This is a genomic window from Pseudomonas fragi, from assembly GCF_025426255.1.
Taxonomy (GTDB): Bacteria; Pseudomonadota; Gammaproteobacteria; order Pseudomonadales; family Pseudomonadaceae; genus Aquipseudomonas; species Aquipseudomonas kulmbachensis.
This window is the reverse complement of the sequence record NZ_CP104861.1, coordinates 4,084,466-4,108,966: the sequence shown is the minus strand read 5'-3', so window position 1 is coordinate 4,108,966 and position 24,501 is coordinate 4,084,466. Positions and strand designations below refer to the sequence as shown.

The 24,501-nt window shown below is 55.7% G+C and carries 19 protein-coding genes and 1 pseudogene; 19 read left to right on the top strand and 1 reads right to left on the bottom strand.

Annotation, left to right across the window (positions count from 1 at the left end):
- Nucleotides 1–17: 17 nt before the first annotated feature.
- Nucleotides 18–800, bottom strand: a complete 783-nt coding sequence (gene map / locus N7D90_RS19070; protein WP_261739452.1) for a type I methionyl aminopeptidase — start codon at nucleotides 798–800, stop codon at nucleotides 18–20.
- A gap of 1,039 nt (nucleotides 801–1,839) precedes the next feature.
- Between map and rpsB the strand changes: the two genes are divergently transcribed.
- The 19 genes and pseudogenes from rpsB (at nucleotide 1,840) to N7D90_RS18975 (ending at nucleotide 24,499) form a co-directional block, all read left to right on the top strand.
- Nucleotides 1,840–2,583 (top strand): 30S ribosomal protein S2, encoded by a 744-nt coding sequence (gene rpsB / locus N7D90_RS19065; protein WP_261739451.1) that lies wholly within the window; start codon nucleotides 1,840–1,842, stop codon nucleotides 2,581–2,583.
- A gap of 206 nt (nucleotides 2,584–2,789) precedes the next feature.
- Nucleotides 2,790–3,659: a translation elongation factor Ts gene (gene tsf, locus N7D90_RS19060; RefSeq protein WP_048359908.1), complete on the top strand. Its 870-nt coding sequence runs from the start codon at nucleotides 2,790–2,792 to the stop codon at nucleotides 3,657–3,659.
- A 203-nt stretch (nucleotides 3,660–3,862) separates the two neighbouring features.
- Nucleotides 3,863–4,606: a UMP kinase gene (pyrH, locus tag N7D90_RS19055; protein WP_003440426.1), complete on the top strand. Its 744-nt coding sequence runs from the start codon at nucleotides 3,863–3,865 to the stop codon at nucleotides 4,604–4,606.
- Nucleotides 4,603–5,160 carry a ribosome recycling factor gene (gene frr, locus N7D90_RS19050; protein ID WP_261739450.1) on the top strand — a complete coding sequence of 186 codons (558 nt, stop codon included), beginning with the start codon at nucleotides 4,603–4,605 and terminating at the stop codon, nucleotides 5,158–5,160. Before pyrH ends, frr begins: the two co-directional genes overlap by 4 nt.
- 15 nt (nucleotides 5,161–5,175) lie before the next feature.
- Entirely contained in the window at nucleotides 5,176–5,931 is a 756-nt protein-coding gene (gene uppS, locus N7D90_RS19045) for a polyprenyl diphosphate synthase (protein ID WP_261739449.1), read from the top strand.
- Nucleotides 5,931–6,737, top strand: coding sequence for a phosphatidate cytidylyltransferase (locus tag N7D90_RS19040; RefSeq protein WP_261739448.1), 807 nt, complete (start codon nucleotides 5,931–5,933; stop codon nucleotides 6,735–6,737). The genes uppS and N7D90_RS19040 overlap by 1 nt, the downstream gene beginning before the upstream one ends.
- Nucleotides 6,734–7,921, top strand: a complete 1,188-nt coding sequence (ispC, locus tag N7D90_RS19035) for a 1-deoxy-D-xylulose-5-phosphate reductoisomerase (RefSeq protein WP_261739447.1) — start codon at nucleotides 6,734–6,736, stop codon at nucleotides 7,919–7,921. Before N7D90_RS19040 ends, ispC begins: the two co-directional genes overlap by 4 nt.
- 45 nt (nucleotides 7,922–7,966) lie before the next feature.
- Nucleotides 7,967–9,319: an RIP metalloprotease RseP gene (gene rseP, locus N7D90_RS19030; protein WP_261739446.1), complete on the top strand. Its 1,353-nt coding sequence runs from the start codon at nucleotides 7,967–7,969 to the stop codon at nucleotides 9,317–9,319.
- A 75-nt stretch (nucleotides 9,320–9,394) separates the two neighbouring features.
- Complete coding sequence (gene bamA / locus N7D90_RS19025; protein WP_261739445.1) at nucleotides 9,395–11,743, top strand: outer membrane protein assembly factor BamA; 2,349 nt, start codon at nucleotides 9,395–9,397, stop codon at nucleotides 11,741–11,743.
- Nucleotides 11,744–11,787: 44 nt separating this feature from the next.
- Nucleotides 11,788–12,291 carry an OmpH family outer membrane protein gene (locus N7D90_RS19020; RefSeq protein ID WP_003440444.1) on the top strand — a complete coding sequence of 168 codons (504 nt, stop codon included), beginning with the start codon at nucleotides 11,788–11,790 and terminating at the stop codon, nucleotides 12,289–12,291.
- A 2-nt stretch (nucleotides 12,292–12,293) separates the two neighbouring features.
- Nucleotides 12,294–13,348: pseudogene (gene lpxD, locus N7D90_RS19015) on the top strand (UDP-3-O-(3-hydroxymyristoyl)glucosamine N-acyltransferase).
- Between the two features lie 109 nt (nucleotides 13,349–13,457).
- The gene (gene fabZ / locus N7D90_RS19010) at nucleotides 13,458–13,898 is read left to right on the top strand and encodes a 3-hydroxyacyl-ACP dehydratase FabZ (protein ID WP_261739444.1); all 441 of its coding nucleotides are present in this window, start codon (nucleotides 13,458–13,460) and stop codon (nucleotides 13,896–13,898) included.
- A complete protein-coding gene (lpxA, locus tag N7D90_RS19005) occupies nucleotides 13,895–14,671 on the top strand; it encodes an acyl-ACP--UDP-N-acetylglucosamine O-acyltransferase (protein WP_261739443.1) in 777 nt (258 codons plus the stop codon). Before fabZ ends, lpxA begins: the two co-directional genes overlap by 4 nt.
- A 2-nt stretch (nucleotides 14,672–14,673) precedes the next feature.
- The gene (gene lpxB, locus N7D90_RS19000) at nucleotides 14,674–15,804 is read left to right on the top strand and encodes a lipid-A-disaccharide synthase (protein ID WP_261739442.1); all 1,131 of its coding nucleotides are present in this window, start codon (nucleotides 14,674–14,676) and stop codon (nucleotides 15,802–15,804) included.
- A gap of 11 nt (nucleotides 15,805–15,815) precedes the next feature.
- Nucleotides 15,816–16,433, top strand: coding sequence for a ribonuclease HII (rnhB, locus tag N7D90_RS18995; RefSeq protein WP_261739441.1), 618 nt, complete (start codon nucleotides 15,816–15,818; stop codon nucleotides 16,431–16,433).
- A gap of 78 nt (nucleotides 16,434–16,511) precedes the next feature.
- The gene (dnaE, locus tag N7D90_RS18990) at nucleotides 16,512–20,033 is read left to right on the top strand and encodes a DNA polymerase III subunit alpha (protein ID WP_261739440.1); all 3,522 of its coding nucleotides are present in this window, start codon (nucleotides 16,512–16,514) and stop codon (nucleotides 20,031–20,033) included.
- A gap of 184 nt (nucleotides 20,034–20,217) precedes the next feature.
- Entirely contained in the window at nucleotides 20,218–21,165 is a 948-nt protein-coding gene (locus N7D90_RS18985) for an acetyl-CoA carboxylase carboxyltransferase subunit alpha (RefSeq protein WP_261739439.1), read from the top strand.
- A 113-nt stretch (nucleotides 21,166–21,278) separates the two neighbouring features.
- On the top strand, nucleotides 21,279–22,595 hold the full coding sequence (gene tilS, locus N7D90_RS18980; RefSeq protein WP_261739438.1) for a tRNA lysidine(34) synthetase TilS: 1,317 nt from the start codon (nucleotides 21,279–21,281) through the stop codon (nucleotides 22,593–22,595).
- A 272-nt stretch (nucleotides 22,596–22,867) separates the two neighbouring features.
- Complete coding sequence (locus N7D90_RS18975; RefSeq protein WP_261739437.1) at nucleotides 22,868–24,499, top strand: CTP synthase; 1,632 nt, start codon at nucleotides 22,868–22,870, stop codon at nucleotides 24,497–24,499.
- Nucleotides 24,500–24,501 lie beyond the last annotated feature (2 nt).

Sequence of the window (24,501 nt, the reverse complement as noted above, 5' to 3'; positions counted from 1 at the left end):
GTGAAAACAGGCAAGTATCAGGCCGAAACGCGTGGGATGGTGTCATCGCTGCGCAGGGTGAAGATCTCGTAGCCGGTCTCGGTCACCAGCAGGGTGTGCTCCCACTGTGCAGACAGCTTGCGGTCTTTGGTAATTGCGGTCCAACCGTCGCCCAGCACCTTGGTGTCGGCCTTGCCCTGGTTGATCATCGGCTCGATGGTGAATGTCATGCCTGCCTTGAGCTCCATGCCGGTGCCTGCGCGACCGTAGTGCAGGATTTGCGGCTCTTCGTGGAACACCTTGCCGATACCGTGGCCGCAGAACTCGCGCACTACCGAGAAGCCGTTCTTTTCAGCGTGCTTCTGGATCACTTCGCCGATATCGCCCAGGCGGCAGCCCGGCTTGACGATTTCGATGGCCTTGTACATGCATTCCTGTGTCACTTGCGACAGGCGTTCGGCCCAGACTGGAACCTTGCCGACGTGGAACATGCGGCTGGTGTCGCCGTGATAGCCATCCTTGATCACGGTCACATCGATGTTCAGGGTATCGCCGTCTTTCAGGACCTTGTCACCCGGGATGCCGTGGCACACCACATGGTTGATCGAGGTGCAGATCGACTTGGGGAAGCCTTTGTAATTGAGGGGAGCAGGGATGGCCTCTTGCACATTGACGATATAGTCGTGGCAGATGCGGTCCAGCTCTTCAGTAGTAACGCCTGGCTTGACGTGCTCGGCGATCATTTCCAGGACTTCGGCGGCCAGTTTGCCGGCGACACGCATTTTTGCGATGTCCTCGGGGGTTTTGAGGGTGACGGTCATTCGGGCTCTCTTCGCGCGTTGGCGCTCATCATCAGGATTGCGGATGTGCTGTTATAGCTGCACACCGTCATGAAAACGCGATTCTAACAGACGGCCGGCGTGAATCATGAGCCAAGCGCCATCGCTTCTATTAATAGAGTGGAGCATTCTGGCTCTATTCGAAGGCCTGCGCAAAAAAGGTGGCGGTTAATGATCCATCTTTTGATCTGCATTTGATCTGCATTTGATCTGCATTTGATCTGCATTTGATCTGCATTTGATCTGCATTTGATCTGCATTTGATCTGTTTTTGACTTGGCTTTTGATCTACCTGCCCCTTCGGGAGGCCGAATGGAGGTTCTGCGCAGTGGGTTGACCGGCATGGATGCCGGGAGAGCCGTGCCGGGCCAGGGATGGCCCGTCACGGCGTGCCCACGGAGCGGGACCGGAGTGAGGGGCACCTGAGCGAAGCGAGGGCCGTACGCTGGGGCGAGGCCTTTTTGCTTACTTTTGTGGCTGTTTGACAAAAGTGAGACGCCGTAAGGGCGGAACCCGTAGAAAGCCGTGATACATCGAATGGATATGTACTCGGTGGTTTTCACTTGAGTTGTGAGTACATATCCAGCATTCGCGTCCAACTGAAATAAAGGTTCCGCCCTTACGGCGGGTTACTTTTGGCAAACAGCCACAAAAGGAACCAAAAAGGCCTTGCCCTACCATACGGCCGCCTCGTCCAAGCTCGGCGGTGCCCTCACTCCGGCACTGTTATGGGCCTCAGCGGTGTTTGGAATATTTTAGTGGCGGCAGTAACATTGTCAGGCAAGAGCCAAGAGCCAGCCTGGGGTAAACCCTTGTCAGGCAAAGGCTTAGCAATAAAGTCAAAATCCACGCTTCGTTTTTTGACCTTCTTGTGGTATAAAATGCGCCGCTTTGCGGGTATAGCCCGCAGAGCACAAACCCACACACGTGTCGACACGATGACCTGGGTGCCTTCAGCTTGAAGCTGCTGGTTGGTCGTTGGGATACGTGGAGGCCTAACCCGACTTATTAAGGAACTATCATGTCCCAAGTCAACATGCGCGATATGCTGAAGGCCGGTGTGCACTTCGGTCACCAAACCCGTTACTGGAACCCGAAGATGGGTAAATACATCTTTGGCGCGCGTAACAAGATCCACATCATCAACCTTGAAAAAACCCTGCCAATGTTCAACGAAGCTCTGACTTTCGTAGAGTGTCTGGCCCAGGGCAAAAACAAGATTCTGTTCGTCGGCACCAAGCGTTCCGCTGGCAAGATCGTTGCTGAAGAAGCAGCACGTTGCGGTTCGCCGTACGTGGATCACCGCTGGTTGGGCGGCATGCTCACCAACTTCAAAACCATTCGTGCTTCGATCAAGCGTCTTCGTGACCTTGAAATCCAGGCAGAAGACGGTACTTTCGCCAAGCTGACCAAGAAAGAGGCGCTGATGCGTACTCGCGATCTGCAGAAGCTGGATCGTAGCCTGGGTGGTATCAAGGACATGGGCGGTCTGCCAGACGCACTGTTCGTTATCGACGTTGACCACGAGCGTATCGCGATCACCGAAGCTAACAAGTTGGGTATCCCGGTAATCGGCGTTGTCGATACCAACAGCAGCCCAGAAGGTGTTGACTACATCATCCCGGGTAACGATGACGCAATCCGCGCTATCCAGCTGTACATGGGTGCGATGGCTGATGCTGTGATCAAAGGCCGTAACCACGTTGCTGGCGGCACCGACGTTTTCGTCGAAGAAGCTCCAGCTGCAGCGGTAGTTGAAGGCTGAGTAATTAACGCCTAGCGTTTACTCAGTACGCAAAAAGGGGGCTTGGCCCCCTTTTTGCCACCTCGAAATCCATTTGTTGTAACCATGTTTGTCGTATCTGTATCAGATGGCGGCCTGCACAGTTGATTCGAGGTGGGCTTCACACGAATTGAACGCCCGTTCGGTCGGGTGGAATGGTTGAAAACCTATCCAAGAGGAATTTTGAAATGGCAGAGATTACTGCAGCGTTGGTTAAAGAACTGCGTGAGCGTACTGGCGAAGGCATGATGGATTGCAAGAAAGCCTTGACCAAGGCTGGCGGCGACATCGAAAAAGCCATTGATGACATGCGTGCTTCGGGCGCTATCAAGGCAGCCAAAAAAGCAGGCAACGTTGCTGCTGAAGGCGCTATCGCAGTTAAAGTTGCGGAAGACAACAAGTCTGCCGTAATTCTTGAAGTCAACTCGCAAACCGACTTCCTGGCTCTGCAAGAAGACTTCAAAAACTTCGTCGCTGCCAGCGTTGAAAAAGCGTTTGCTGACAAACTGACCGACGCAGCTCCGCTGATCGCCGCTCAAGAAGAAGCTCGTCTGATTCTGGTTGGTAAAGTAGGCGAGAACGTTAACATCCGTCGTCTGGCTCGTATCGAAGGCGATGTTGTTGATGCTTACCTGCACGGCAACAAAATCGGTGTTGTAGTTGCTCTGAAAGGCGGCAACGCTGAGCTGGCTCGTGACATCGCCATGCACGTAGCTGCAAGCAACCCTGAGTTCCTGCTGCCATCGCAAGTTTCCGCTGATGCTATCGAACGCGAAAAAACCGTGTTCATGAGCCTCAACGAAGACAAGATCAAAGGCAAGCCAGCAGAAATCGTTGAAAAAATGGTTGCCGGTCGTATCAGCAAGTTCCTGGCTGAAGCCAGCCTGGTTGAGCAAGCTTTCGTCAAGAACCCGGAAATCAAAGTCGGCGAACTGGCCAAGAAAGCCGGCGCTGAAATCGTTTCCTTCACTTACTTCAAAGTAGGTGATGGCATCGAGAAGCCAGTTGATGACTTCGCAGCAGAAGTTGCTGCTCAAGTGGCTGCAAGCAAGCAATAAGACGGTTTTTAACTGTCGACCCAAGAGGCTGCCCGCTCACGCGCGCAGCCTCTTTTCAGATGGGAGGGGTTTTTACCTTCTCAACGGAACCGGTTAACAAAATCGTGTTCCGATGGCACTGCTGTGCAGTGCCACAGTTAGAGCGCAGGCTGCAGAATGGCCTCGCACAGATTTTCAATAAAACGCGGCAGGAGAGATTCGCAATGGCTCAGCAGGGCAGTGGTTATCAAGCTCGCTATAAACGCATTCTACTCAAGCTAAGCGGCGAAGCCCTGATGGGCTCTGAAGAGTTCGGGATCGACCCCAAAGTACTCGACCGCATGGCGCTGGAAGTGGGCCAGTTGGTCGGCATCGGCGTTCAGGTAGGATTGGTAATTGGTGGTGGCAACCTGTTCCGTGGTGCCGCATTGAGCGCCGCAGGTATGGACCGTGTAACTGGCGACCATATGGGCATGCTGGCTACCGTGATGAACGCCTTGGCCATGCGCGATGCGCTGGAACGTGCGAATATCTCCGCCATCGTTATGTCGGCTATTTCCATGGTAGGCGTGACCGATCATTACGATCGTCGTAAGGCCATGCGCCATCTCAACGCCAAGGATGTGGTGATTTTTGCTGCAGGTACCGGTAATCCATTTTTCACAACGGATTCGGCTGCCTGTTTGCGTGCCATTGAAATCGATGCTGATGTGGTACTCAAGGCGACCAAGGTTGACGGCGTGTACACCGCAGACCCATTCAAAGACCCGCATGCCGAGAAGTTCGATCATCTGACTTACGATGAAGTACTGGATCGCAAACTGGGTGTTATGGATCTGACGGCTATCTGTCTGTGCCGTGACCACAAAATGCCATTGCGTGTATTTAATATGAACAAGCCCGGCGCCCTGCTTAATATTGTCCACGGCGGCGCTGAAGGTACTCTGATCGAGGAAGGTCAACAATGATCAACGAAATCAAGAAAGACGCTCAAACGCGCATGCAGAAGTCGCTGGAATCTCTGTCCCATGCATTTGGCCAGATCCGTACCGGCAAGGCTCACCCAAGCATTCTGGGTAGCGTGATGGTTCCTTACTACGGCTCGGATACTCCGATCAGCCAGGTAGCGAACATCACCGTTAAAGACTCCCGCACCCTGCAAGTCGTAGCGTTCGAACGCAACATGCTGGGCGCAGTCGACAAGGCAATCCAGAGCGCTGGTCTGAACCTCAATCCGACCAACCTGGGCGAATTGTTGTTGATCTCCATGCCTGCCCTGACTGAAGAAACCCGTAAGGTTTTCGCCAAACAGGCGCGTGACGCTGCTGAAGATGCCCGTATTGCCGTACGTAATATCCGTCGTGACGCCTTGAGCCAGCTCAAAGACCTGGTCAAGGAAAAGGAAATCAGCGAAGACGAAGAGCGTCGTGGCGCTGATGATATCCAGAAGCTGACCGACAAGGCTGTGGCAGATATTGAAGTTGCCACCAAGCAGAAAGAAGCGGACCTGATGGCCGTATAAGGGTCAGGGCGTTTTATGGAAAAGACGAAGCAGGCTGACCCGTCATCTGTTCCGCGACATGTCGCGATCATCATGGACGGTAATAATCGCTGGGCGAAAAAACGCTTTCTGCCGGGTGTTGCCGGGCATAAAGCGGGTGTGGATGCGGTTCGTGCGGTAATTGAGGTATGTGCCCAGGCGGGAGTCGAGGTGCTTACCCTGTTCGCGTTTTCCAGTGAAAACTGGCAGCGACCTGCTGCGGAAGTCAGTGCCCTGATGGAACTGTTCTTCCGGGCGCTGCGTCGTGAGGCCAAGCGCCTCAACGAAAACGAGATCAGTTTGCGGATCATTGGCGACCGCTCACGCTTTCATCCGGACTTGCAAAAGGCGATGAGTGAAGCGGAAGCAATGACGGTGGGCGAGGGTCGCTTTGTGTTGCAGATCGCCGCTAACTACGGTGGTCAGTGGGACATCGCGCAAGCTGCCCAACAGCTGGCACGTCAAGTCCAGGCAGGTCATTTGCAGCCGGAGGAAATCACCCCCCGGTTGTTGCAAACCTGTCTGGTAACGGGTGATCAGCCGTTGCCTGATTTGTGTATCCGTACCGGAGGCGAGCACCGCATCAGCAATTTCTTGCTGTGGCAGCTAGCCTATTCCGAGTTGTACTTCTCCGACCTGTTCTGGCCGGACTTCAAACACGAGGCCATGCGTCATGCATTGGCTGATTTCGCTTCTCGCCAGCGCCGCTTCGGTAAAACGAGCGAGCAGGTTGAGGCTGGAGCCCGGATTTAATGCTGAAACAACGAATCATCACTGCGCTTATCTTGCTGCCAATTGCCTTGTGCGGTTTTTTTCTGCTTGAGGGCAGCGGCTTTGCGCTGTTTATTGGCGTAGTCGTTACTTTGGGTGCCTGGGAATGGGCGCGTCTTGCAGGCTTTGAGGCTCAAACTGCGCGGGTTTTGTTTGCCGCGATAGTGGCCTTGTTGTTGTTTGGTCTGCACGTTTTCCCTGATCTGGCGCCTTGGGTGCTGGGTGCGGCGGTATTGTGGTGGGCAGCAGCAACCTTTTTGGTGCTGACCTTTCCGCAATCGGCCGGGCACTGGTCGAGTATTGCGGCCAAGCTGGTTATTGGTCTGCTGATCCTGTTGCCAGCTTGGCAAGGTCTGGTTCTGATCAAGGCAATGCCGCTGGGTAACTGGCTGATCATGGCAGTGATGGTTCTGGTCTGGGGCGCAGATATTGGCGCTTATTTTTCCGGGCGCAAATTTGGCAAACGCAAGCTGGCCCCTAAAGTCAGTCCGGGCAAAAGCTGGGAAGGTGTTTTTGGTGGTTTGTTGCTGAGCCTGCTGATCACTGCTGTCGTCGGTGTAGTGCGTAGCTGGAGCGCTTCGCAGATGTTTGCTGCGCTGGTCGGCGCCGCCGTGATTGTATTGATCTCGGTGGTGGGCGATCTCACGGAAAGCATGTTCAAGCGCCAGGCTGGAATTAAAGACAGCAGCAATTTGCTGCCGGGCCATGGCGGTGTGCTGGACCGGATCGACAGCCTGACGGCGGCGATCCCTGTATTTGCGGTATTACTGTGGATGGCTGCGTCATGAGTCGCCCACAACAGATTACTGTTCTGGGGGCTACGGGCTCTATTGGCCTGAGCACCCTGGATGTTATTGCGCGTCACCCTGATCGTTATCAGGTCTTTGCCTTGAGCGGCTATAGCCGTCTCGCCGAGCTGCTGGCCTTGTGCGTCAAGCACCGCCCGCAAGTTGTGGTGGTACCCCATGAGCAGGCTGCGAGCCGGTTGCAGGCGGATTTGCGCGCTGCGGGGCTCAACACCGAGGTATTGGTGGGTGAGGAGGGCTTGTGCCAGATATCCTCGGCTCCTGAAGTCGATGCGGTAATGGCGGCAATCGTTGGTGCTGCGGGCCTGCGTCCGACACTGGCAGCAGTCAATGCCGGCAAGAAGATCCTGCTGGCCAACAAGGAAGCGCTGGTGATGACCGGCGACCTGTTTATGCAGGCCGTACGTCGTAGCGGCTCGGTATTGCTGCCCATCGACAGTGAACACAATGCGATCTTCCAGTGCTTGCCGCAGGATTTTGCCCGCGGTCTGGGGAATGTAGGGGTTCGTCGGATTTTGCTTACCGCGTCTGGCGGGCCGTTCCGTGAAACGCCGCTGGCCCAGCTTGAGCATGTCACTCCAGATCAGGCCTGCGCTCATCCCAATTGGTCGATGGGGCGCAAGATTTCGGTCGATTCAGCCAGCATGATGAACAAGGGCCTGGAACTGATCGAGGCTTGCTGGTTGTTCGATGCCCGGCCGGATCAGGTTGAAGTGGTTATCCATCCGCAAAGCGTGATTCATTCGCTGGTCGATTATGTGGATGGCTCGGTGCTGGCTCAGTTGGGTAATCCGGATATGCGTACGCCGATTGCCAATGCCTTGGCCTGGCCTGAGCGTATTGATTCGGGTGTTGCGCCGCTGGACCTGTTTGCAGTGGCACGACTGGACTTCCAGCGTCCTGACGAGCAACGTTTCCCTTGTTTGCGTCTGGCTCGCGAGGCGGCCGAGGCCGGTAATAGTGCCCCAGCGATGCTTAATGCGGCGAACGAGGTTGCAGTGGCTGCCTTTTTGGACGGGCGAATCCGTTATCCGCAGATCGCCCGTATTATCGAAGATGTATTGAATAGCGAGCCTGTAGTCGCCGTAGACGAGCTGGAAGCGGTGTTTGCCGCTGATACCAAAGCTCGTATGCTGGCTGAACAGTGGTTGAGTCGTAACGGCTGAAAAAGTGGTGCTTGCCGGAACCGGACAGAATCGCGGAGAAAGTAGATGAGTGCGCTCTATATGATTGTTGGCACCCTGGTGGCATTGGGGGTGCTGGTCACTTTTCATGAATTCGGTCACTTTTGGGTGGCGCGCCGTTGTGGCGTCAAGGTTCTGCGCTTCTCCGTGGGCTTCGGTACGCCTCTATTGCGCTGGCATGATCGCCAGGGCACCGAGTTTGTTGTCGCAGCCATCCCGTTGGGTGGCTACGTTAAAATGCTCGACGAGCGCGAAGGCGAAGTGCCTGCCGATCAACTCGATCAGTCGTTCAATCGTAAAACCGTAGGTCAGCGCATTGCCATTGTCGCGGCCGGGCCGATAGCCAACTTCATGCTGGCGATGGCGTTCTTCTGGGTGCTGGCCATGATGGGCAGCCAGCAAGTGCGGTCGGTCATCGGTGCGGTTGAAAGCGGCAGCCTGGCGGCGCAAGCCGGTTTGGTCGCGGGTCAGGAAATTGTTTCCATTGATGGCGAGGCTACGACAGGCTGGTCCAACGTCAATCTGCAACTGGTTCGACGTCTGGGTGAAAGCGGCTCTCTGCAGGTTGTTGTGCGTGAGCCGGACTCCTCTGCCCAAGCGTCGCATCAACTTGTATTGAAAGACTGGCTCAAGGGTGCCGATGAGCCGGACCCTATCACCTCCTTGGGGATTCGTCCGTGGCGTCCCGAGCTGCCGGCAGTTCTGGCAGAGCTGGACCCGAAAGGTCCAGCGCAGGCCGCAGGGCTTAAAACCGGTGACAAGCTGCTGGCCATGAACGATCAGGTCATCAAGGATTGGCAGCAGGTTGTTGACTGGGTTCGTGTGCGCCCGGATGCACGTGTCGTGTTGCGTGTTGAACGCGATGGCGTGCCTGTTGAGATACCTGTCACGCTGGCAGCTCGCGGTGAAGGCAAGGCGGCAACGGGTTACCTGGGGGCAGGGGTCAAAGGTGTCGATTGGCCACCAGCGATGATCCGGGAGGTCAGTTATGGCCCGCTCGCAGCAATCGGGGAAGGGGCAAAACGCACCTGGACCATGAGCATATTGACGCTCGACTCGCTGAAGAAAATGTTGTTCGGTGAGCTCTCGGTAAAAAACTTGAGTGGACCGATAACCATTGCTAAAGTGGCGGGCGCTTCTGCCCAGTCGGGTGTTGCGGATTTCTTGAATTTTCTGGCTTATCTGAGCATAAGCCTGGGGGTTCTGAACTTGTTGCCCATACCTGTACTGGATGGGGGGCATTTGTTGTTTTATCTGATCGAGTGGGCGCGTGGTCGTCCCTTGTCGGATCGGGTGCAGGGTTGGGGAATGCAGATCGGGATCAGCTTGGTGGTCGGGGTGATGTTACTTGCCTTGATCAACGATCTGGGTCGTCTGTAAACGCTTCGCTGAATTGCGAATCTGCCGCATTTTGCGGCAGTTTGTTTATTGCCAGTTGGAATAAGAAAGGACTTCATGAAACGTCTGCTGCTAACTGCGGTTCTCGCCGTACTGATGATCGCCGAAGTTCACGCCGAGTCCTTCACTATCTCTGATATCCGTGTCAACGGGCTCCAGCGGGTTTCCGCCGGTAGCGTGTTTGGTGCGTTGCCTCTGAACGTGGGTGAGGTAGCGGATGACCGCCGTTTGGTGGAATCCACTCGTGCGTTGTTCAAAACCGGGTTCTTTCAGGATATCCAACTGGGTCGTGATGGCAATGTGCTTGTTATCACGGTTGTCGAGCGTCCTTCCGTCTCCAGCATCACAATTGACGGGAACAAGGCGATCTCCACTGATGACCTGATGAAAGGTCTTAAACAGTCGGGGTTGGCCGAAGGTGAGATTTTCCAGCGCGCCACCCTTGAAGGTGTGCGTAACGAACTGCAACGTCAGTATGTTGCCCAGGGCCGCTATTCGGCGACGGTAGACACCGAAGTGGTGCCCGAGCCGCGTAACCGCGTTGCCTTGAAGGTCAATATCAACGAAGGCACGGTTGCCGCTATCCAGCACATCAACGTGGTGGGTAATACGGTTTTCCCTGAATCGGATCTGGTTGACCTGTTCGAACTGAAAACCACGAACTGGTTGTCGTTCTTCAAGAATGACGACAAGTACGCTCGTGAAAAACTGTCGGGTGACCTTGAGCGTCTGCGCTCCTACTACCTCGATCGCGGCTATATCAATATGGATATCGCTTCGACCCAGGTCTCGATCACGCCCGACAAGAAAAGCGTCTACATCACCGTTAACGTGAACGAAGGCGAAAAATACAACGTCGGCGAAGTGAAACTGAGCGGTGACCTCAAGGTTCCTGAAGATCAGATCAAGTCGCTGCTGCTGGTTCAGCCGGGCCAAGTGTTCTCGCGCAAGCTGATGACCACTACTTCCGAGCTGATTACCCGTCGCCTGGGTAACGAAGGCTACACCTTCGCCAACGTCAACGGCGTGCCTCAGCCAAACCCTGAGAATCACACTGTTGCCATTACTTTTGTGGTCGATCCGGGCAAGCGTGCTTACGTAAACCGCATCAACTACCGCGGCAACACCAAGTCGGCCGACGAAGTGCTGCGTCGCGAAATGCGTCAGATGGAAGGTGGCTGGGCTTCGACCTACCTGATTGATCAGTCCAAGGTTCGCCTTGAGCGCCTGGGCTTCTTCAAGGAAGTCAACGTTGAAACCCCGGCAGTACCAGGTACTGACGACCAGGTTGACGTTAACTACGCAGTTGAAGAACAGGCGTCGGGTTCGATCACTGCCAGCGTCGGTTTTGCCCAGAGCGCCGGTTTGATCCTTGGCGGCTCGATTACCCAGAACAACTTCCTGGGTACGGGTAACAAGGTCAGCATTGGCCTGACGCGCAGCGAATACCAGAGCCGCTACAACTTCAGCTATGTTGATCCGTACTGGACTGCTGATGGTGTGAGCCTAGGTTACAACGCGTTCTACCGTACAACCGACTACAAAGAGCTGGACGTTGACGTAGCAAACTACTCGGTGGACAGCCTTGGTGCTGGTATCACCATGGGCTACCCGATCAGTGATACATCGCGTCTGACCTACGGTCTGACAGTGCAGCAGGATGAAATCAGTACCGGTCAGTACACCGTTGACGAAATTTTCGACTTCGTAAATCGTGAAGGCGACAAGTACCTCAACTTCAAGGCATCGGTAGGTTGGTCCGAGTCGACTCTGAACAAAGGTGTGTTGCCAACACGTGGCAGTTCCCAGAGTCTGGTGCTTGAGTCCACGATTCCGGGCAGTGACCTGCAGTTCTACAAGCTTGATTATCGCGCTCAGCTGTTCCAACCACTGACCGACACCTACACCATGCGTCTGCACACAGAGTTGGGCTATGGTGATGGTTATGGTTCGACTGCTGGCCTGCCGTTCTATGAGAACTACTACGCTGGTGGTTTCAACTCGGTACGTGGTTTCAAGGACAGCGCCTTGGGCCCTCGCAGCACTCCAAGCTCCGGTAGAAATCCGGGCACCATTGCGGACCCGGATCAAGATCCGCTGCCGTTTGGTGGTAACGTGCTGATCCAGGGTGGTGTAGAGGTTCTGTTCCCTATGCCGTTTGTGAAAGACCAGCGCTCCCTGCGTACCTCCGTGTTCTGGGATGTGGGTAACGTGTTCGACACCAACTGCAAGGGTGATACCAAGGATTGCGATATCGGCTTTAGTAACATGGCCAGTTCTGTTGGTGTTGGCGTGACCTGGGTAACTGCGCTTGGCCCGTTGAGCTTCAGCTTGGCCATGCCGATCAAGAAACCGGATGACGCAGACACTCAAGTGTTCCAATTCTCCCTCGGCCAGACTTTCTAAAGCCTGACCTTAGATACAGACAACGGATTTTTTAGGAGTGCATCGTGCGTAAGTTGACTCAATTGGTTCTCCTGGCTTCGGTTCTAGTGGCAGGCCCGGCTTTCGCCGACATGAAAATTGCCGTACTGAACTATCAGATGGCATTGCTTGAGTCGGACGCAGCCAAGCGTTATGCCGTGGATGCCGAGAAGAAGTTTGGCCCGCAACTGACCAAGCTCAAAAGCCTGGAAAGCAGCGCCAAAGGCATTCAGGATCGTCTGGTGAAGGGCGGCGACAAAATGCAGCAGGGCGAACGTGAACGCCTGGAACTTGAATTCAAGCAAAAGGCCCGTGACTTCCAGTTCCAATCCAAGGAGCTGAACGAAGCCAAAGCCGTTGCTGACCGCGAAATGCTTAAACAGCTGAAGCCAAAACTGGACAGCGCTGTTGAAGAAGTCATCAAGAAAGGCGCCTTTGACCTGGTGTTCGAGCGTGGTGCTGTGATTGATGTCAAACCTCAGTACGACATCACTCGCCAGGTTATCGAGCGCATGAATCAGCTGAAGTAATTATGACTGCGACTATAAAACTCGGCCAATTGGCCGAGTTCCTTGGAGCCACACTGCGTGGCTCTGCGGAGAAAGAAATCACTGGGCTAGCCACTTTACAAGAGGCTGGCCCAGCTCAGTTGAGCTTTCTGGCCAACCCCCAATACCGAAAATTCCTCGTTGATTGCCATGCCGGGGCTGTATTGCTCAAGGCTGCAGACGCCGAGGAGTATGTCGGGGATGCGCTGGTTGTACCCGATCCGTATCTGGCTTATGCCCGAATTTCCCATCTGTTTGACCCCAAGCCCAAAGCGGTTGCCGGCGTTCATCCAACGGCAGTGATTGCTGCTGACGCGGTGGTTGATCCTGCAGCATGCATTGGTGCCTTTGCTGTGATCGAAAGCGGTGCGCGCATCGCTGCTGGCGTCACGGTCGGGCCTCATTGCTTTATCGGGGCTCGCTGTGTAATTGGCGAAGACGGCTGGCTGGCTCCGCGTGTGACGCTTTATCACGATGTTCGCATCGGTCAGCGTGTGGTTATTCAGTCGGGTGCCGTGCTGGGTGGCGAGGGTTTTGGCTTTGCCAACGAGAAGGGTGTTTGGCAAAAGATCGCTCAAATCGGTGGTGTAACCATCGGTGATGATGTCGAAATCGGTGTTAATACCGCCATCGACCGCGGTGCTTTGGCCGACACACTGATCGGTAATGGCGTCAAGCTGGATAACCAGATCCAGATCGCACACAACGTTCAGGTGGGTGACCATACGGCCATGGCCGCCTGTGTCGGGATTTCCGGTAGCACTAAAATCGGCAAGCACTGCATGTTGGCGGGTGGTGTCGGTTTGGTTGGGCATATTGAAATTTGTGACAATGTGTTCTTGACTGGCATGACGATGGTGACCCACTCGATTACCGAGCCAGGCGCCTATTCTTCCGGTACGGCTATGCAACCAGCCGCTGAGTGGCGCAAGAGTGCGGCACGTATTCGTCAGCTGGACGACATTGCCAGACGGTTGAAACAACTGGAAAAGCGCGTCGGTAAGTGACCCCCGGCGGCAAAGCTTCTTCAAAAGGCTAATACAATTTCCATATCAAGCGTGCTGAACCCCTGGTTTGCTTCCTTGATTTGCTAGAGGAGCGCGCCTTAGTCGCGCGCGCCCAATCTTTATTACAGGCTTCCCCACGAAATGATGGACATCAACGAGATTCGCGAATATCTGCCCCACCGTTACCCGTTCCTGCTGGTGGACCGAGTGGTGGATCTGGATGTCGAGAACAAGCGCATTCGTGCCTACAAGAATGTCAGCATCAATGAGCCTTTTTTTAACGGCCACTTCCCGGCGCACCCGATCATGCCCGGTGTGTTGATCATTGAAGCGATGGCTCAGGCTGCCGGCATTCTTGGCTTCAAGATGATGGATCTCAAGCCGGCTGACGGCACACTGTATTACTTCGTAGGCTCCGACAAGCTGCGCTTCCGTCAGCCTGTGCTGCCGGGTGATCAGTTGATCCTTGAAGCCAAGTTCGTGAGCTGCAAGCGCTCCATCTGGAAGTTCGAGTGTCAGGCCACGGTGGATGGCAAGCCGGTATGCTCGGCTGAAATCATCTGTGCGGAACGCAAACTATGAGTTTGATTGACCCTCGCGCAATCATCGATCCGACGGCCATATTGGCCGACGACGTCGAGGTCGGCCCTTGGTCGATCGTCGGCGCAGGTGTGGAAATCGGCGAGGGGACAGTGATTGGGCCGCATGTGATTCTCAAGGGCCCAACCAAAATCGGTAAGCACAACCGTATCTACCAGTTTTCATCGGTGGGCGAAGACACGCCTGATCTCAAGTACAAGGGTGAGGAAACTCGCCTGGTTATCGGTGATCACAACGTTATTCGTGAAGGTGTGACGATTCATCGAGGAACCATTCAGGACCGTGCCGAGACCACGCTGGGTGATCACAACCTGGTGATGGCCTATGCCCATATCGGGCATGACAGCGTGATTGGCAACCACTGCATTCTGGTCAACAACTCAGCGTTGGCGGGCCATGTGCATATGGGCGATTGGGCGATCCTGTCAGGTTTTACCCTGGTTCATCAGTTTTGCCATATCGGCGCCCACAGCTTTTCGGGCATGGGCACCGCCATCGGCAAGGATGTTCCTGCGTTTGTGACTGTGTTCGGCAGCCCTGCCGAAGCCCGCAGCATGAACTTCGAAGGTATGCGCCGTCGCGGTTTCAGTGATGACGCCATTCATGCGTTGCGTCGTGCCTATAAAGTGGTCTACCGCCAGGGGCTGACCGTTGATCAGGCACTTGCCGAGTTGGCCGAGCCTGCTCTGCTGTTCCCTGAAGTTGCCATGTTTGTTGAGTCCATTCGCTCTTCCACCCGCGGCATTACGCGCTAGTCATGGCCAGATTGCGTATCGCGCTGGTAGCGGGGGAGGCCTCGGGCGACATTTTGGGCTCGGGATTGATGCGGGCACTCAAGGCTCAGCATTCTGATATCGAATTTATCGGCGTTGGCGGTCCGTTGATGGAAGCAGAGGGTATGACCTCCTACTTCCCGATGGAGCGTTTGTCGGTGATGGGGCTGGTTGAGGTGCTGGGGCGTCTGCGTGAGCTGCTCAAGCGCCGCAAGCTCTTGGTTCAGACATTGATTGCCGAAAAACCCGATGTGTTTATCGGTATTGATGCACCTGATTTTACCCTCAATATTGAACTTCAATTGCGCCGTGCCGGAATCAAGACCGTGCACTACGTCAGCCCTTCGGTATGGGCCTGGCGTCAGAAGCGCGTGCTGAAAATTCGCGAAGGCTGCGATTTGATGCTCACACTGTTGCCTTTTGAAGCCAAGTTTTACCAAGAGCACGGCGTACCTGTGCGTTTCGTCGGGCACTCGCTGGCCGACACTATCCCACTTGAAGCAGATAAAGCCGGTGCTCGCGCTGAACTGGGTCTGCCTGACGGGCCGTTGGTCGCTTTGATGCCCGGTAGTCGCGGCGGTGAAGTGGGCAAGCTTGGTGGGTTGTTTCTCGATGCGGCGCAAAAAATCCGCGAAGCCCGGCCTGATGTGCGTTTTGTATTGCCGTGTGCGAGTGCCGCGCGCCGTGAGCAAATCGAGCAGTTGCTGGTTGGGCGCGACCTGCCGCTGACCTTGCTTGATGGTCAATCACACCTGGCACTGGCAGCCTGCGATGCGGTGCTGATTGCATCCGGCACTGCCACGCTGGAAGCCTTGCTCTACAAGCGGCCGATGGTGGTGGCTTATCGCCTGGCTCGGTTGACGTTCTGGATTCTCAAGCGCCTGGTCAAAAGTCCGTACGTGTCGCTGCCCAACTTGCTGGCTCAGCGGATGCTGGTGCCCGAGCTGTTGCAGGACGCTGCGACGCCTGAAGCCCTGGCCCAGACCCTGCTGCCCCTGCTGGACGGCGGTGAAGAGCAGACTCGCGGCTTTGACGAGATTCATCGCACATTGCGCCTCGACGCTTCCAATCAGGCCGCCAAAGCGGTACTGGACCTGATTGCACAATCCAAGTGAGTAAAGTAACCATGCAAATCGGATTGGACTTCAATCTGGTCGAAGACCTTGTTGCCGGTGTCGATGAGGTGGGTCGCGGCCCACTGTGTGGCGCCGTGGTGACTGCTGCCGTTATTCTTGACCCCAATCGGCCCATCGTCGGGCTCAACGATTCGAAAAAACTCACCGAAGCGCGTCGTGAAAAACTTTATGACGAAATCTGTGAAAAAGCCCTGAGCTGGTGTATTGCTCGGGCCGAAGTCGAAGAGATCGACGAGCTGAATATTTTGCACGCCACCATGCTAGCCATGCAGCGTGCAGTCGAAGGGCTGAGCATTACCCCTAAACTGGCGATGATCGACGGTAATCGCTGCCCCAAGTTGGCAATGCCTGCTGAAGCCGTTGTTAAAGGCGATAGCAAGGTTCCGGCGATTGCGGCGGCGTCGATTCTGGCCAAGGTCAGCCGTGACCGTGAAATGGCTGCATTTGAGTTGCAGTATCCGGGCTATGGTATCGGCGGTCACAAGGGTTACCCAACACCGGTGCACCTCGAAGCCCTTGAGCGTCTTGGCCCGACACCCATTCACCGGCGTTCGTTTGGTCCGGTGCGTCGTGCCTATGAGGCCCTTGAAGGTCTCGCCAAGGTTTAGCCGCAAGGCTGATGTTTTTGCCAAGGCCCGGTACAATCCGGGCCTTGTTGTTTCTCAAAGCTTATAGACAGGATCACCATGCCGGCTTCATTCGTTCACCTGCGCCTGCACACTGAATACTCCCTGGTCGATGGCCTGGTGCGGATCAAACCGCTGATCAAAACCCTGGCCGGCATGAATATGCCCGCTGTCGCGGTGACCGATCAGAACAACATGTGCTCCCTGGTCAAATTCTACAAAGCGGCCATGGGCGGCGGGATCAAGCCGATCAGTGGCGCGGATCTGTGGTTGTCGAACAAGGACCCGGAAAACCCGCTGAGTCGTATCAGTCTGTTGGCGATGAACCCTTTGGGTTATCGCAACCTCACCGAGCTGATCTCCCGTGGTTACATCGATGGTCAGCGCAATGGCCAGGTGATCATTGAGCGCGAGTGGGTAGCCGAGGCTGCTGCAGGCCTGATCATGCTTTCGGCAGCGAAAGAGGGCGAGATAGGTGTTGCGCTGATCAGTGGCAACACTGAAGAAGCCGAGACCCTGGCCCGCGAATGGATGGCGGTGTTCCCGGACCGTTTTTATCTGGAAATTCAGCGCACCAAGCGCCCCAACGACGAAGAGCATCTGCATGCTGCCGTAGCCCTGGCGGACAGGATTGGCGCGCCGCTGGTGGCGACCAACGATGTGCGTTTTATCAAGCAGCAGGATTTCGAAGCTCACGAAACCCGCGTGTGCATTGGTGAAGGCCGGGCCCTGGATGATCCGCGCCGCTCCAAGAATTACAGCGATCAGCAGTATCTGAAAAGTGCCGAGGAAATGGCCGAGCTGTTCAGTGATCTGCCTGAAGCGCTGGCAAACACGGTTGAAATCGCCAAGCGCTGCAATATTGAAGTCAAGTTGGGCACTCACTTTTTGCCCAACTTCCCGATTCCCGATGGCATGACCATCGATGAGTATTTCCGCAAAGTATCGTTTGATGGCCTGGAAGATCGCCTGAGTGTTCTGCTGCCCAAGGACACCACCGAAGATTACGACGCCAAGCGTCAGGTGTATGTCGACCGGCTTAATTTCGAGCTGGATATCATCATCCAGATGGGGTTCCCCGGTTACTTCCTGATCGTTATGGACTTTATCCAGTGGGCCAAGAGCAACGGTGTGCCGGTAGGGCCGGGCCGTGGTTCGGGTGCAGGGTCGCTGGTGGCCTATGTGCAGAAGATTACTGACCTTGATCCGTTGGAATATGACCTGCTGTTCGAGCGATTCCTTAACCCGGAACGGGTATCGATGCCCGACTTCGACGTCGACTTCTGTATGGATGGTCGCGACCGGGTCATCGAGTATGTGGCCGAAAAATACGGTCGCAACGCGGTAAGCCAGATCATCACCTTTGGTTCGATGGCCGCCAAGGCGGTAATCCGTGACGTGGCGCGGGTGCAGGGCAAGTCCTACGGTCTGGCGGATCGTCTGTCGAAGATGATTCCGTTTGAAGTCGGCATGACCCTGGAAAAAGCCTACGAACAGGAAGAAATCCTGCGTGACTTCATCAAGGTCGATGAAGAAGCAGCTGAAATCTGGGAAATGGCCCGCAAGCTTGAGGGCGTTGTGCGTAACGTCGGCAAGCACGCCGGTGGTGTGGTTATCGCGCCGACCAAACTGACAGACTTCTCGCCGATTTACTGCGACGAAGAGGGTGGCGGTCTGGTTACCCAGTTCGACAAGGATGACGTTGAGTCTGCCGGTCTGGTGAAGTTCGACTTCCTCGGTCTGCGGACCCTGACGGTTATTGACTGGGCACTGAAAACCATCAACCGCGAGCGTGCCAAGGTTGATGAGCCACCGCTGGATATCGCTTTTATCCCGCTTGACGACAAACCGACCTACCAGTTGCTGCAAAAGGCCGAGACCACCGCGGTGTTCCAGCTTGAGTCGCGTGGCATGAAAGAGCTGATCAAAAAGCTCAAGCCCGACTGCCTGGAAGACTTGATCGCATTGGTGGCCCTGTTCCGTCCAGGCCCATTGCAGTCAGGCATGGTTGACGACTTTATCAACCGTAAGCACGGCCGGGCCGAACTGGCATATCCGCACTCGGATTATCAGTACGAAGGGCTCAAGCCCGTACTGGCACCGACCTACGGCATCATCCTGTATCAGGAACAGGTGATGCAGATTGCCCAGGTCATGGCCGGTTATACCCTCGGCGGCGCTGACATGCTGCGTCGGGCCATGGGCAAGAAAAAACCCGAAGAAATGGCCAAGCAGCGCGGCGGCTTTATTGAGGGTTGTGCCAACAACAATATTGATGGCGACCTGGCCGGTAACATTTTCGACCTGGTGGAAAAATTCGCCGGTTACGGCTTTAACAAATCCCACTCCGCTGCCTACGGCCTGGTGTCATACCAGACCGCATGGCTGAAAACCCACTACCCGGCGCCGTTTATGGCTGCGGTACTGTCGGCGGATATGCACAACACCGACAAAGTCGTGATCCTGATCGAAGAAATTCGCAGCATGAAGCTGCGTCTCGACGCGCCGGATGTGAATGCTTCGGAGTTCAAGTTCACGGTGAACGACGAAGGCCGGATCATTTACGGTCTGGGGGCAATCAAGGGAGTAGGTGAGGGGCCGGTTGAGGCGATTACCGAAGCGCGCCAGGACGGTCCATTCACGGATCTGTTCGACTTTTGTGCCCGGGTAGACCTTAAGCGCATCAACAAGCGCACGCTTGATGGCCTGATTCGAAGTGGCGCGCTGGACCGTTTGGGGCCGTTCTTTCATGACGAGCCCAAAGCCTGGCAGGCCAGCATCGACCAGAACCGTGCAGTGTTGTTGTCGGCGCTGGAAGAAGCGATCAAGGCGGCCGAGCAGACCGCGCGCACCCATGACAGCGGTCACGCTGACCTGTTTGGCGGTTTGTTTGTCGAGGTCGATGCGGACGTCTATGCCAATCACCGCAAGGCCAAGGAACTGACGCTCAAGGAGCGACTCAAAGGCGAAAAGGACACGCTGGGCCTGTATCTGACCGGTCATCCGATTGATGAGTATGAAGGCGAAATTCGCCGCTTTGCCCGTCAGCGCATCATTGATCTGAAACCTGCGCGCGACACTCAGACCGTGGCCGGGATGATCATCGCGTTGCGAGTGATGAAGAACAAAAAGGGCGACAAGATGGGCTTCATCACCCTTGACGATCGTTCGGCACGGATTGAGGCCTCGCTGTTTGCCGAAGCCTTCCATTCGGCGCAATCGCTGTTGCAGACTGATGCGATGGTGGTGGTCGAAGGTGAAGTCAGTAATGACGATTTCTCTGGCGGGCTGCGATTGCGAGTCAAGCGGGTGATGAGCATGGAAGATGCGCGCACCAGTCTGGCCGAAAGCTTGCGATTGAAAGTCAACCGGGCCGCGCTTAAGGGTGATCAATTGCGCTGGTTGGGCGAGTTGTTAAAGAAACATCGCGGTGCGTGTCCGATTACCATGGACTACACCGGCGAAGACGCCAAGGCCATGTTGCAGTTTGGCGAGACCTGGCGAATCGATCCGGCGGACAGCTTGATTCAAGCCCTGCGTGACCAGTTCGGGCGAGACAACGTCTTCCTCCAATACCGTTGACGGTCAGGGGCGATTAGCGCGCCCTGACCTCGACCTGAATTTTTAATCTCGACCTGAGAGCGCCTGTCCCTTAAGGTAGGCGCGATACAGATCAACCGGCTGCCCCAGCTCGGTTCGAAACGCCAGCAAATGCTGGGTTTCAAACCTTCTGGCATGCTTTGCCGCCGACCCAAGACGGATGCTTATGAACCCGAATTTTCTTGATTTCGAACAGCCGATTGCTGACCTGCAAGCCAAAATCGAAGAGTTGCGCTTGGTTGGTAATGACAATTCGCTGAATATCAGCGATGAAATCTCTCGTCTGCAAGACAAAAGCAAAACGCTGACTGAAGATATTTTCGGCAAACTGACCAGCTGGCAGATTGCCCGCCTGGCCCGTCACCCGCGCCGTCCATACACGCTGGACTATATTCAGCACATCTTCACCGAATTCGATGAGCTGCATGGCGATCGTCACTTCTCGGATGACGCTGCCATCGTTGGTGGTATTGCCCGCCTGGACGATCAGCCAGTGATGGTGATTGGTCACCAGAAAGGCCGTGAAGTCCGTGAGAAGGTGCGTCGCAACTTCGGTATGCCGCGCCCTGAAGGCTATCGCAAGGCCTGCCGTTTGATGGAAATGGCCGAACGCTTCAAAATGCCGATCCTGACATTCATCGATACCCCGGGTGCTTACCCTGGTATTGATGCTGAAGAGCGCAACCAGAGCGAAGCTATTGCCTGGAACCTGCGCGTCATGTCGCGTCTGAAAACCCCGATCATCGCTACCGTTATCGGTGAAGGCGGTTCGGGTGGTGCATTGGCAATTGGCGTTTGTGACCAGTTGAACATGCTGCAGTATTCGACCTACGCAGTGATCTCGCCTGAAGGTTGTGCCTCGATTCTGTGGAAGACCGCCGAAAAGGCGCCGGACGCAGCTGAAGCGATGGGTATCACCGCTGAGCGCCTGAAAGGCCTGGGTATTGTGGACAAGGTGATTGGCGAGCCATTGGGCGGCGCGCACCGTGATCCGGCAGCAGCATCTGCCTCGATTCGTGCAGATCTGATTTCCCAGTTGGACATGCTGAACAAGCTGGACCACGAAACGCTGCTCAAGCGTCGTTATGATCGCCTGATGAGCTACGGTCTCTGATTTAGCGAAATCTGAATGTGGGAGCGAGCTTGCTCGCGATGGTATCTACGCGGTTTGTCTGAAAGACCGAGTTGTCTGCATCGCAGGCAAGCCAGCTCCCACAGGTTTTTGCAATGTCTGATTTTTCGACTCTACTTTTTGCAGCCCTGAAACCCTGGCGCAATGCCAAAGCCTGGCACGTCGCGCTGTCCGGCGGTCTGGACTCTACCGTCCTGCTGCACCTTCTTGTGCAACTTCGTCAAACCCACCCATTACCTCCAATTACCGCGATCCATGTTCATCATGGTCTTCAGGCGGCGGCTGATGCGTGGCCGGCCCATTGCCAGGTGCTGTGTGACGGGCTGAGCGTGCCGCTGCAGGTTGTTCGGGTGCAAGTTCAAGCGGGTGCCAGTATCGAGCGTGCGGCGCGGGATGCGCGCTATCAGGTGTTTGTGGCAGCTACCGGAGCTCAGGAAGTGTTGCTCACCGGGCAGCATCGCGACGATCAGGCCGAAACCCTGCTGTTTCGTTTGTTACGCGGGGCTGGGGTCAGCGGCTTGGCGGCCATGCCGCGTCAGCGTCGTTTGGGGGCAGGGCACCTGTGTCGGCCCTTGCTGGATGTGCCTCGTACTCAGCTTGAAACCTATGCCCGCGAGCACAATCTGAGCTGGATCGAAGACCCGTCCAACACCCAGACAGACTTTTCCCGCAATTACCTGCGCCATGAGGTATTTCCCGCTCTGCGTCGGCGCTGGCCGCAAGCCGCTGCCAGCATGGCTCGCAGCGCTGCACATTGTGCCGAGGCGCAAGGCCTGCTTGATGAGTTGGCGCAGCAGGATATTCACGCGGCAAGCGCTGCCGATGAATTTGTCTGGCTAGGCCTGCCTTCGCTGGAGCTTGCCCCGGTCGCCGCGTTGTCTCCTGCACGTCAGCGCAATGCCTTGCGTCACTGGCTGGCGGCCTTCACGCAATTGCCTGATACCGACCATTGGGCCGGGTGGGACGCATTGCGCGATGCTCGTGACGGCGCGCAGCCGGTCTGGAAACTGGCCCAGGGTGAGCTGCATCGCGCGGGTGCGCGCATCTGGTGGTTGTCCGGTGACTGGCTGTATCAGCCAACTGCGCCAGTGTCGTGGGCCCAGCCCGATCAAGTGTTGGCACTACCGGGTAACGGTCGGGTGCGCTTTGTCGGGGATATTCCCGATGGCCCCTTGCAAGTGAGCTATCGTCAAGGCGGTGAAGTGATGGCGCTGGAGCAGCGCGGTCATCGCGATCTGAAGCGGTTGCTGAACGAGCGGGGTGTTCCGCTATTCGCCCGTGGCAGATTGCCGCTTCTGTACCGTAATGAGCAGTTATTGGCCGTGGCAAACCTCAATGGACTGGACTCCAGCCCCTGTGGACGCTGGCAATTACAGTGGCTGCCAACTTTGAGCGATCAAGGTTTGAGCTGAAAGGGGGTTTCCGGTAGACTACGCTCCCTTCTTGATACAACTTCTGTGGATTCACCAGAATTACAGAAGTTGCCGATTACCAAGCAGTCTTTGCTGGGCGATTTTAAAAAAATGTGTGGCTTGCATCGAACCGATGGTTTCCATCGGTCTGTTTCAACGCAGCAGTTTTTCGAAAGGTGCACTGTGACTAATGCTGGTGATTGGGGGCTTCGGCCTTCCTTCGCTTTCCCCGGCGGCTCTGACCGCTTTAACGCAGACTTCTAGGGTTTTTCATGACGCGCTACATCTTCGTCACGGGCGGTGTTGTTTCTTCATTGGGGAAAGGCATTGCCTCGGCTTCATTGGCAGCCATCCTGGAGGCGCGGGGACTTAAGGTCACCATGCTGAAGCTGGACCCCTACATCAACGTTGATCCGGGCACCATGAGCCCGTTCCAGCACGGTGAAGTGTTCGTCACACACGACGGCGCCGAAACCGACCTGGACTTGGGCCATTACGAGCGGTTTATCCGCACGACCATGACCCAGAACAACAACTTCACCACGGGCCGCGTTTACGAACACGTCCTGCGCAAGGAGCGCCGTGGTGATTACCTGGGTGCAACCATCCAGGTCATTCCGCACATCACCGACGAAATCAAGCGTCGAATCATCAAGGGCGCCGGCGATGCCGACGTAGCGATGGTTGAGATTGGCGGTACTGTGGGTGACATTGAGTCGCAACCGTTCCTCGAAGCAATCCGTCAGTTGCGCATCGAAGTAGGCGCCAAGCGCGCCATGCTGATGCACCTGACTCTGGTTCCGTACATCGCCACTGCTGGCGAAACGAAAACCAAACCAACGCAACACTCGGTTAAAGAGCTGCGTTCCATCGGCCTGCAGCCAGATGTATTGATCTGCCGCTCCGATCACCACGTTGATATTTCTTCGCGTCGCAAGATCGCGTTGTTCACCAACGTTGAAGAGCGTGCCGTTATTTCGCTGGAAGACGCCGACACTATCTACCGTATCCCGGGCATGCTGCACGCTCAGGGTCTGGATGATTTCGTTGTTGAGCGTTTTGGCCTGGAATGCAACAGCGCCGACCTGTCCGAATGGGAACAGGTTGTCGATGCCAAGCTCAATCCAGAGCACGAAGTCACCATCGCGATGGTTGGCAAGTACATGGAACTGCTGGACGCGTACAAGTCGCTGATTGAAGCGATGAGCCACGCCGGCATTTCCAACCGTACCAAGGTCAACCTGCGTTATATCGACTCCGAAGACATCGAAAACAAAGGCACTGAACTGCTTGAAGGCTGTGATGCCATTCTGGTTCCGGGCGGCTTCGGTCTGCGCGGCGTCGAAGGCAAGATCACGGCTGTTCAGTATGCTCGCGAGAACAAGGTTCCATACCTGGGTATCTGCCTGGGCATGCAAGTAGCGGTTATCGAGTTCGCACGTAACGTGCTGGGCTGGAAAGACGCCAACTCCACCGAGTTCGATCGCAGCAGCGGCCACCCGGTTGTAGGCTTGATCACCGAGTGGGAAGACGCCACTGGTGCAGTCGAAACCCGTACTGAAACCTCGGATCTGGGCGGCACCATGCGTCTGGGTGCCCAGGATTGCCAGCTGCAAGCCGGTTCCCTGGTTCACGATTGCTATGCCAAGGACGTGATTGTTGAACGTCACCGTCATCGCTATGAAGTGAACAACAACCTGCTGTCGCAGTTGACTGAAGCTGGCCTGAAAGTGACCGGTCGTTCCGGTGACGGCGCGCTGGTAGAAGTGGTTGAAGCTCCGGATCATCCTTGGTTCGTCGCTTGCCAGTTCCACCCGGAGTTCACCTCCACGCCACGTGATGGCCATCCATTGTTCACCGGTTTCGTCAAGGCAGCACTGGCACAACACGAGAAGAAGGCGTAATC

Excerpts from the sequence above, each read along its gene's own strand:
- map (WP_261739452.1), bottom strand. The coding sequence starts at position 800 with ATGACCGTCACCCTCAAAACCCCCGAGGACATCGCAAAAATGCGTGTC.
- rpsB (WP_261739451.1), top strand. The coding sequence starts at position 1,840 with ATGTCCCAAGTCAACATGCGCGATATGCTGAAGGCCGGTGTGCACTTC.
- tsf (WP_048359908.1), top strand. The coding sequence starts at position 2,790 with ATGGCAGAGATTACTGCAGCGTTGGTTAAAGAACTGCGTGAGCGTACT.
- pyrH (WP_003440426.1), top strand. The coding sequence starts at position 3,863 with ATGGCTCAGCAGGGCAGTGGTTATCAAGCTCGCTATAAACGCATTCTA.
- frr (WP_261739450.1), top strand. The coding sequence starts at position 4,603 with ATGATCAACGAAATCAAGAAAGACGCTCAAACGCGCATGCAGAAGTCG.
- uppS (WP_261739449.1), top strand. The coding sequence starts at position 5,176 with ATGGAAAAGACGAAGCAGGCTGACCCGTCATCTGTTCCGCGACATGTC.
- N7D90_RS19040 (WP_261739448.1), top strand. The coding sequence starts at position 5,931 with ATGCTGAAACAACGAATCATCACTGCGCTTATCTTGCTGCCAATTGCC.
- ispC (WP_261739447.1), top strand. The coding sequence starts at position 6,734 with ATGAGTCGCCCACAACAGATTACTGTTCTGGGGGCTACGGGCTCTATT.
- rseP (WP_261739446.1), top strand. The coding sequence starts at position 7,967 with ATGAGTGCGCTCTATATGATTGTTGGCACCCTGGTGGCATTGGGGGTG.
- bamA (WP_261739445.1), top strand. The coding sequence starts at position 9,395 with ATGAAACGTCTGCTGCTAACTGCGGTTCTCGCCGTACTGATGATCGCC.
- fabZ (WP_261739444.1), top strand. The coding sequence starts at position 13,458 with ATGATGGACATCAACGAGATTCGCGAATATCTGCCCCACCGTTACCCG.
- lpxA (WP_261739443.1), top strand. The coding sequence starts at position 13,895 with ATGAGTTTGATTGACCCTCGCGCAATCATCGATCCGACGGCCATATTG.
- lpxB (WP_261739442.1), top strand. The coding sequence starts at position 14,674 with ATGGCCAGATTGCGTATCGCGCTGGTAGCGGGGGAGGCCTCGGGCGAC.
- rnhB (WP_261739441.1), top strand. The coding sequence starts at position 15,816 with ATGCAAATCGGATTGGACTTCAATCTGGTCGAAGACCTTGTTGCCGGT.
- dnaE (WP_261739440.1), top strand. The coding sequence starts at position 16,512 with ATGCCGGCTTCATTCGTTCACCTGCGCCTGCACACTGAATACTCCCTG.
- N7D90_RS18985 (WP_261739439.1), top strand. The coding sequence starts at position 20,218 with ATGAACCCGAATTTTCTTGATTTCGAACAGCCGATTGCTGACCTGCAA.
- tilS (WP_261739438.1), top strand. The coding sequence starts at position 21,279 with ATGTCTGATTTTTCGACTCTACTTTTTGCAGCCCTGAAACCCTGGCGC.
- N7D90_RS18975 (WP_261739437.1), top strand. The coding sequence starts at position 22,868 with ATGACGCGCTACATCTTCGTCACGGGCGGTGTTGTTTCTTCATTGGGG.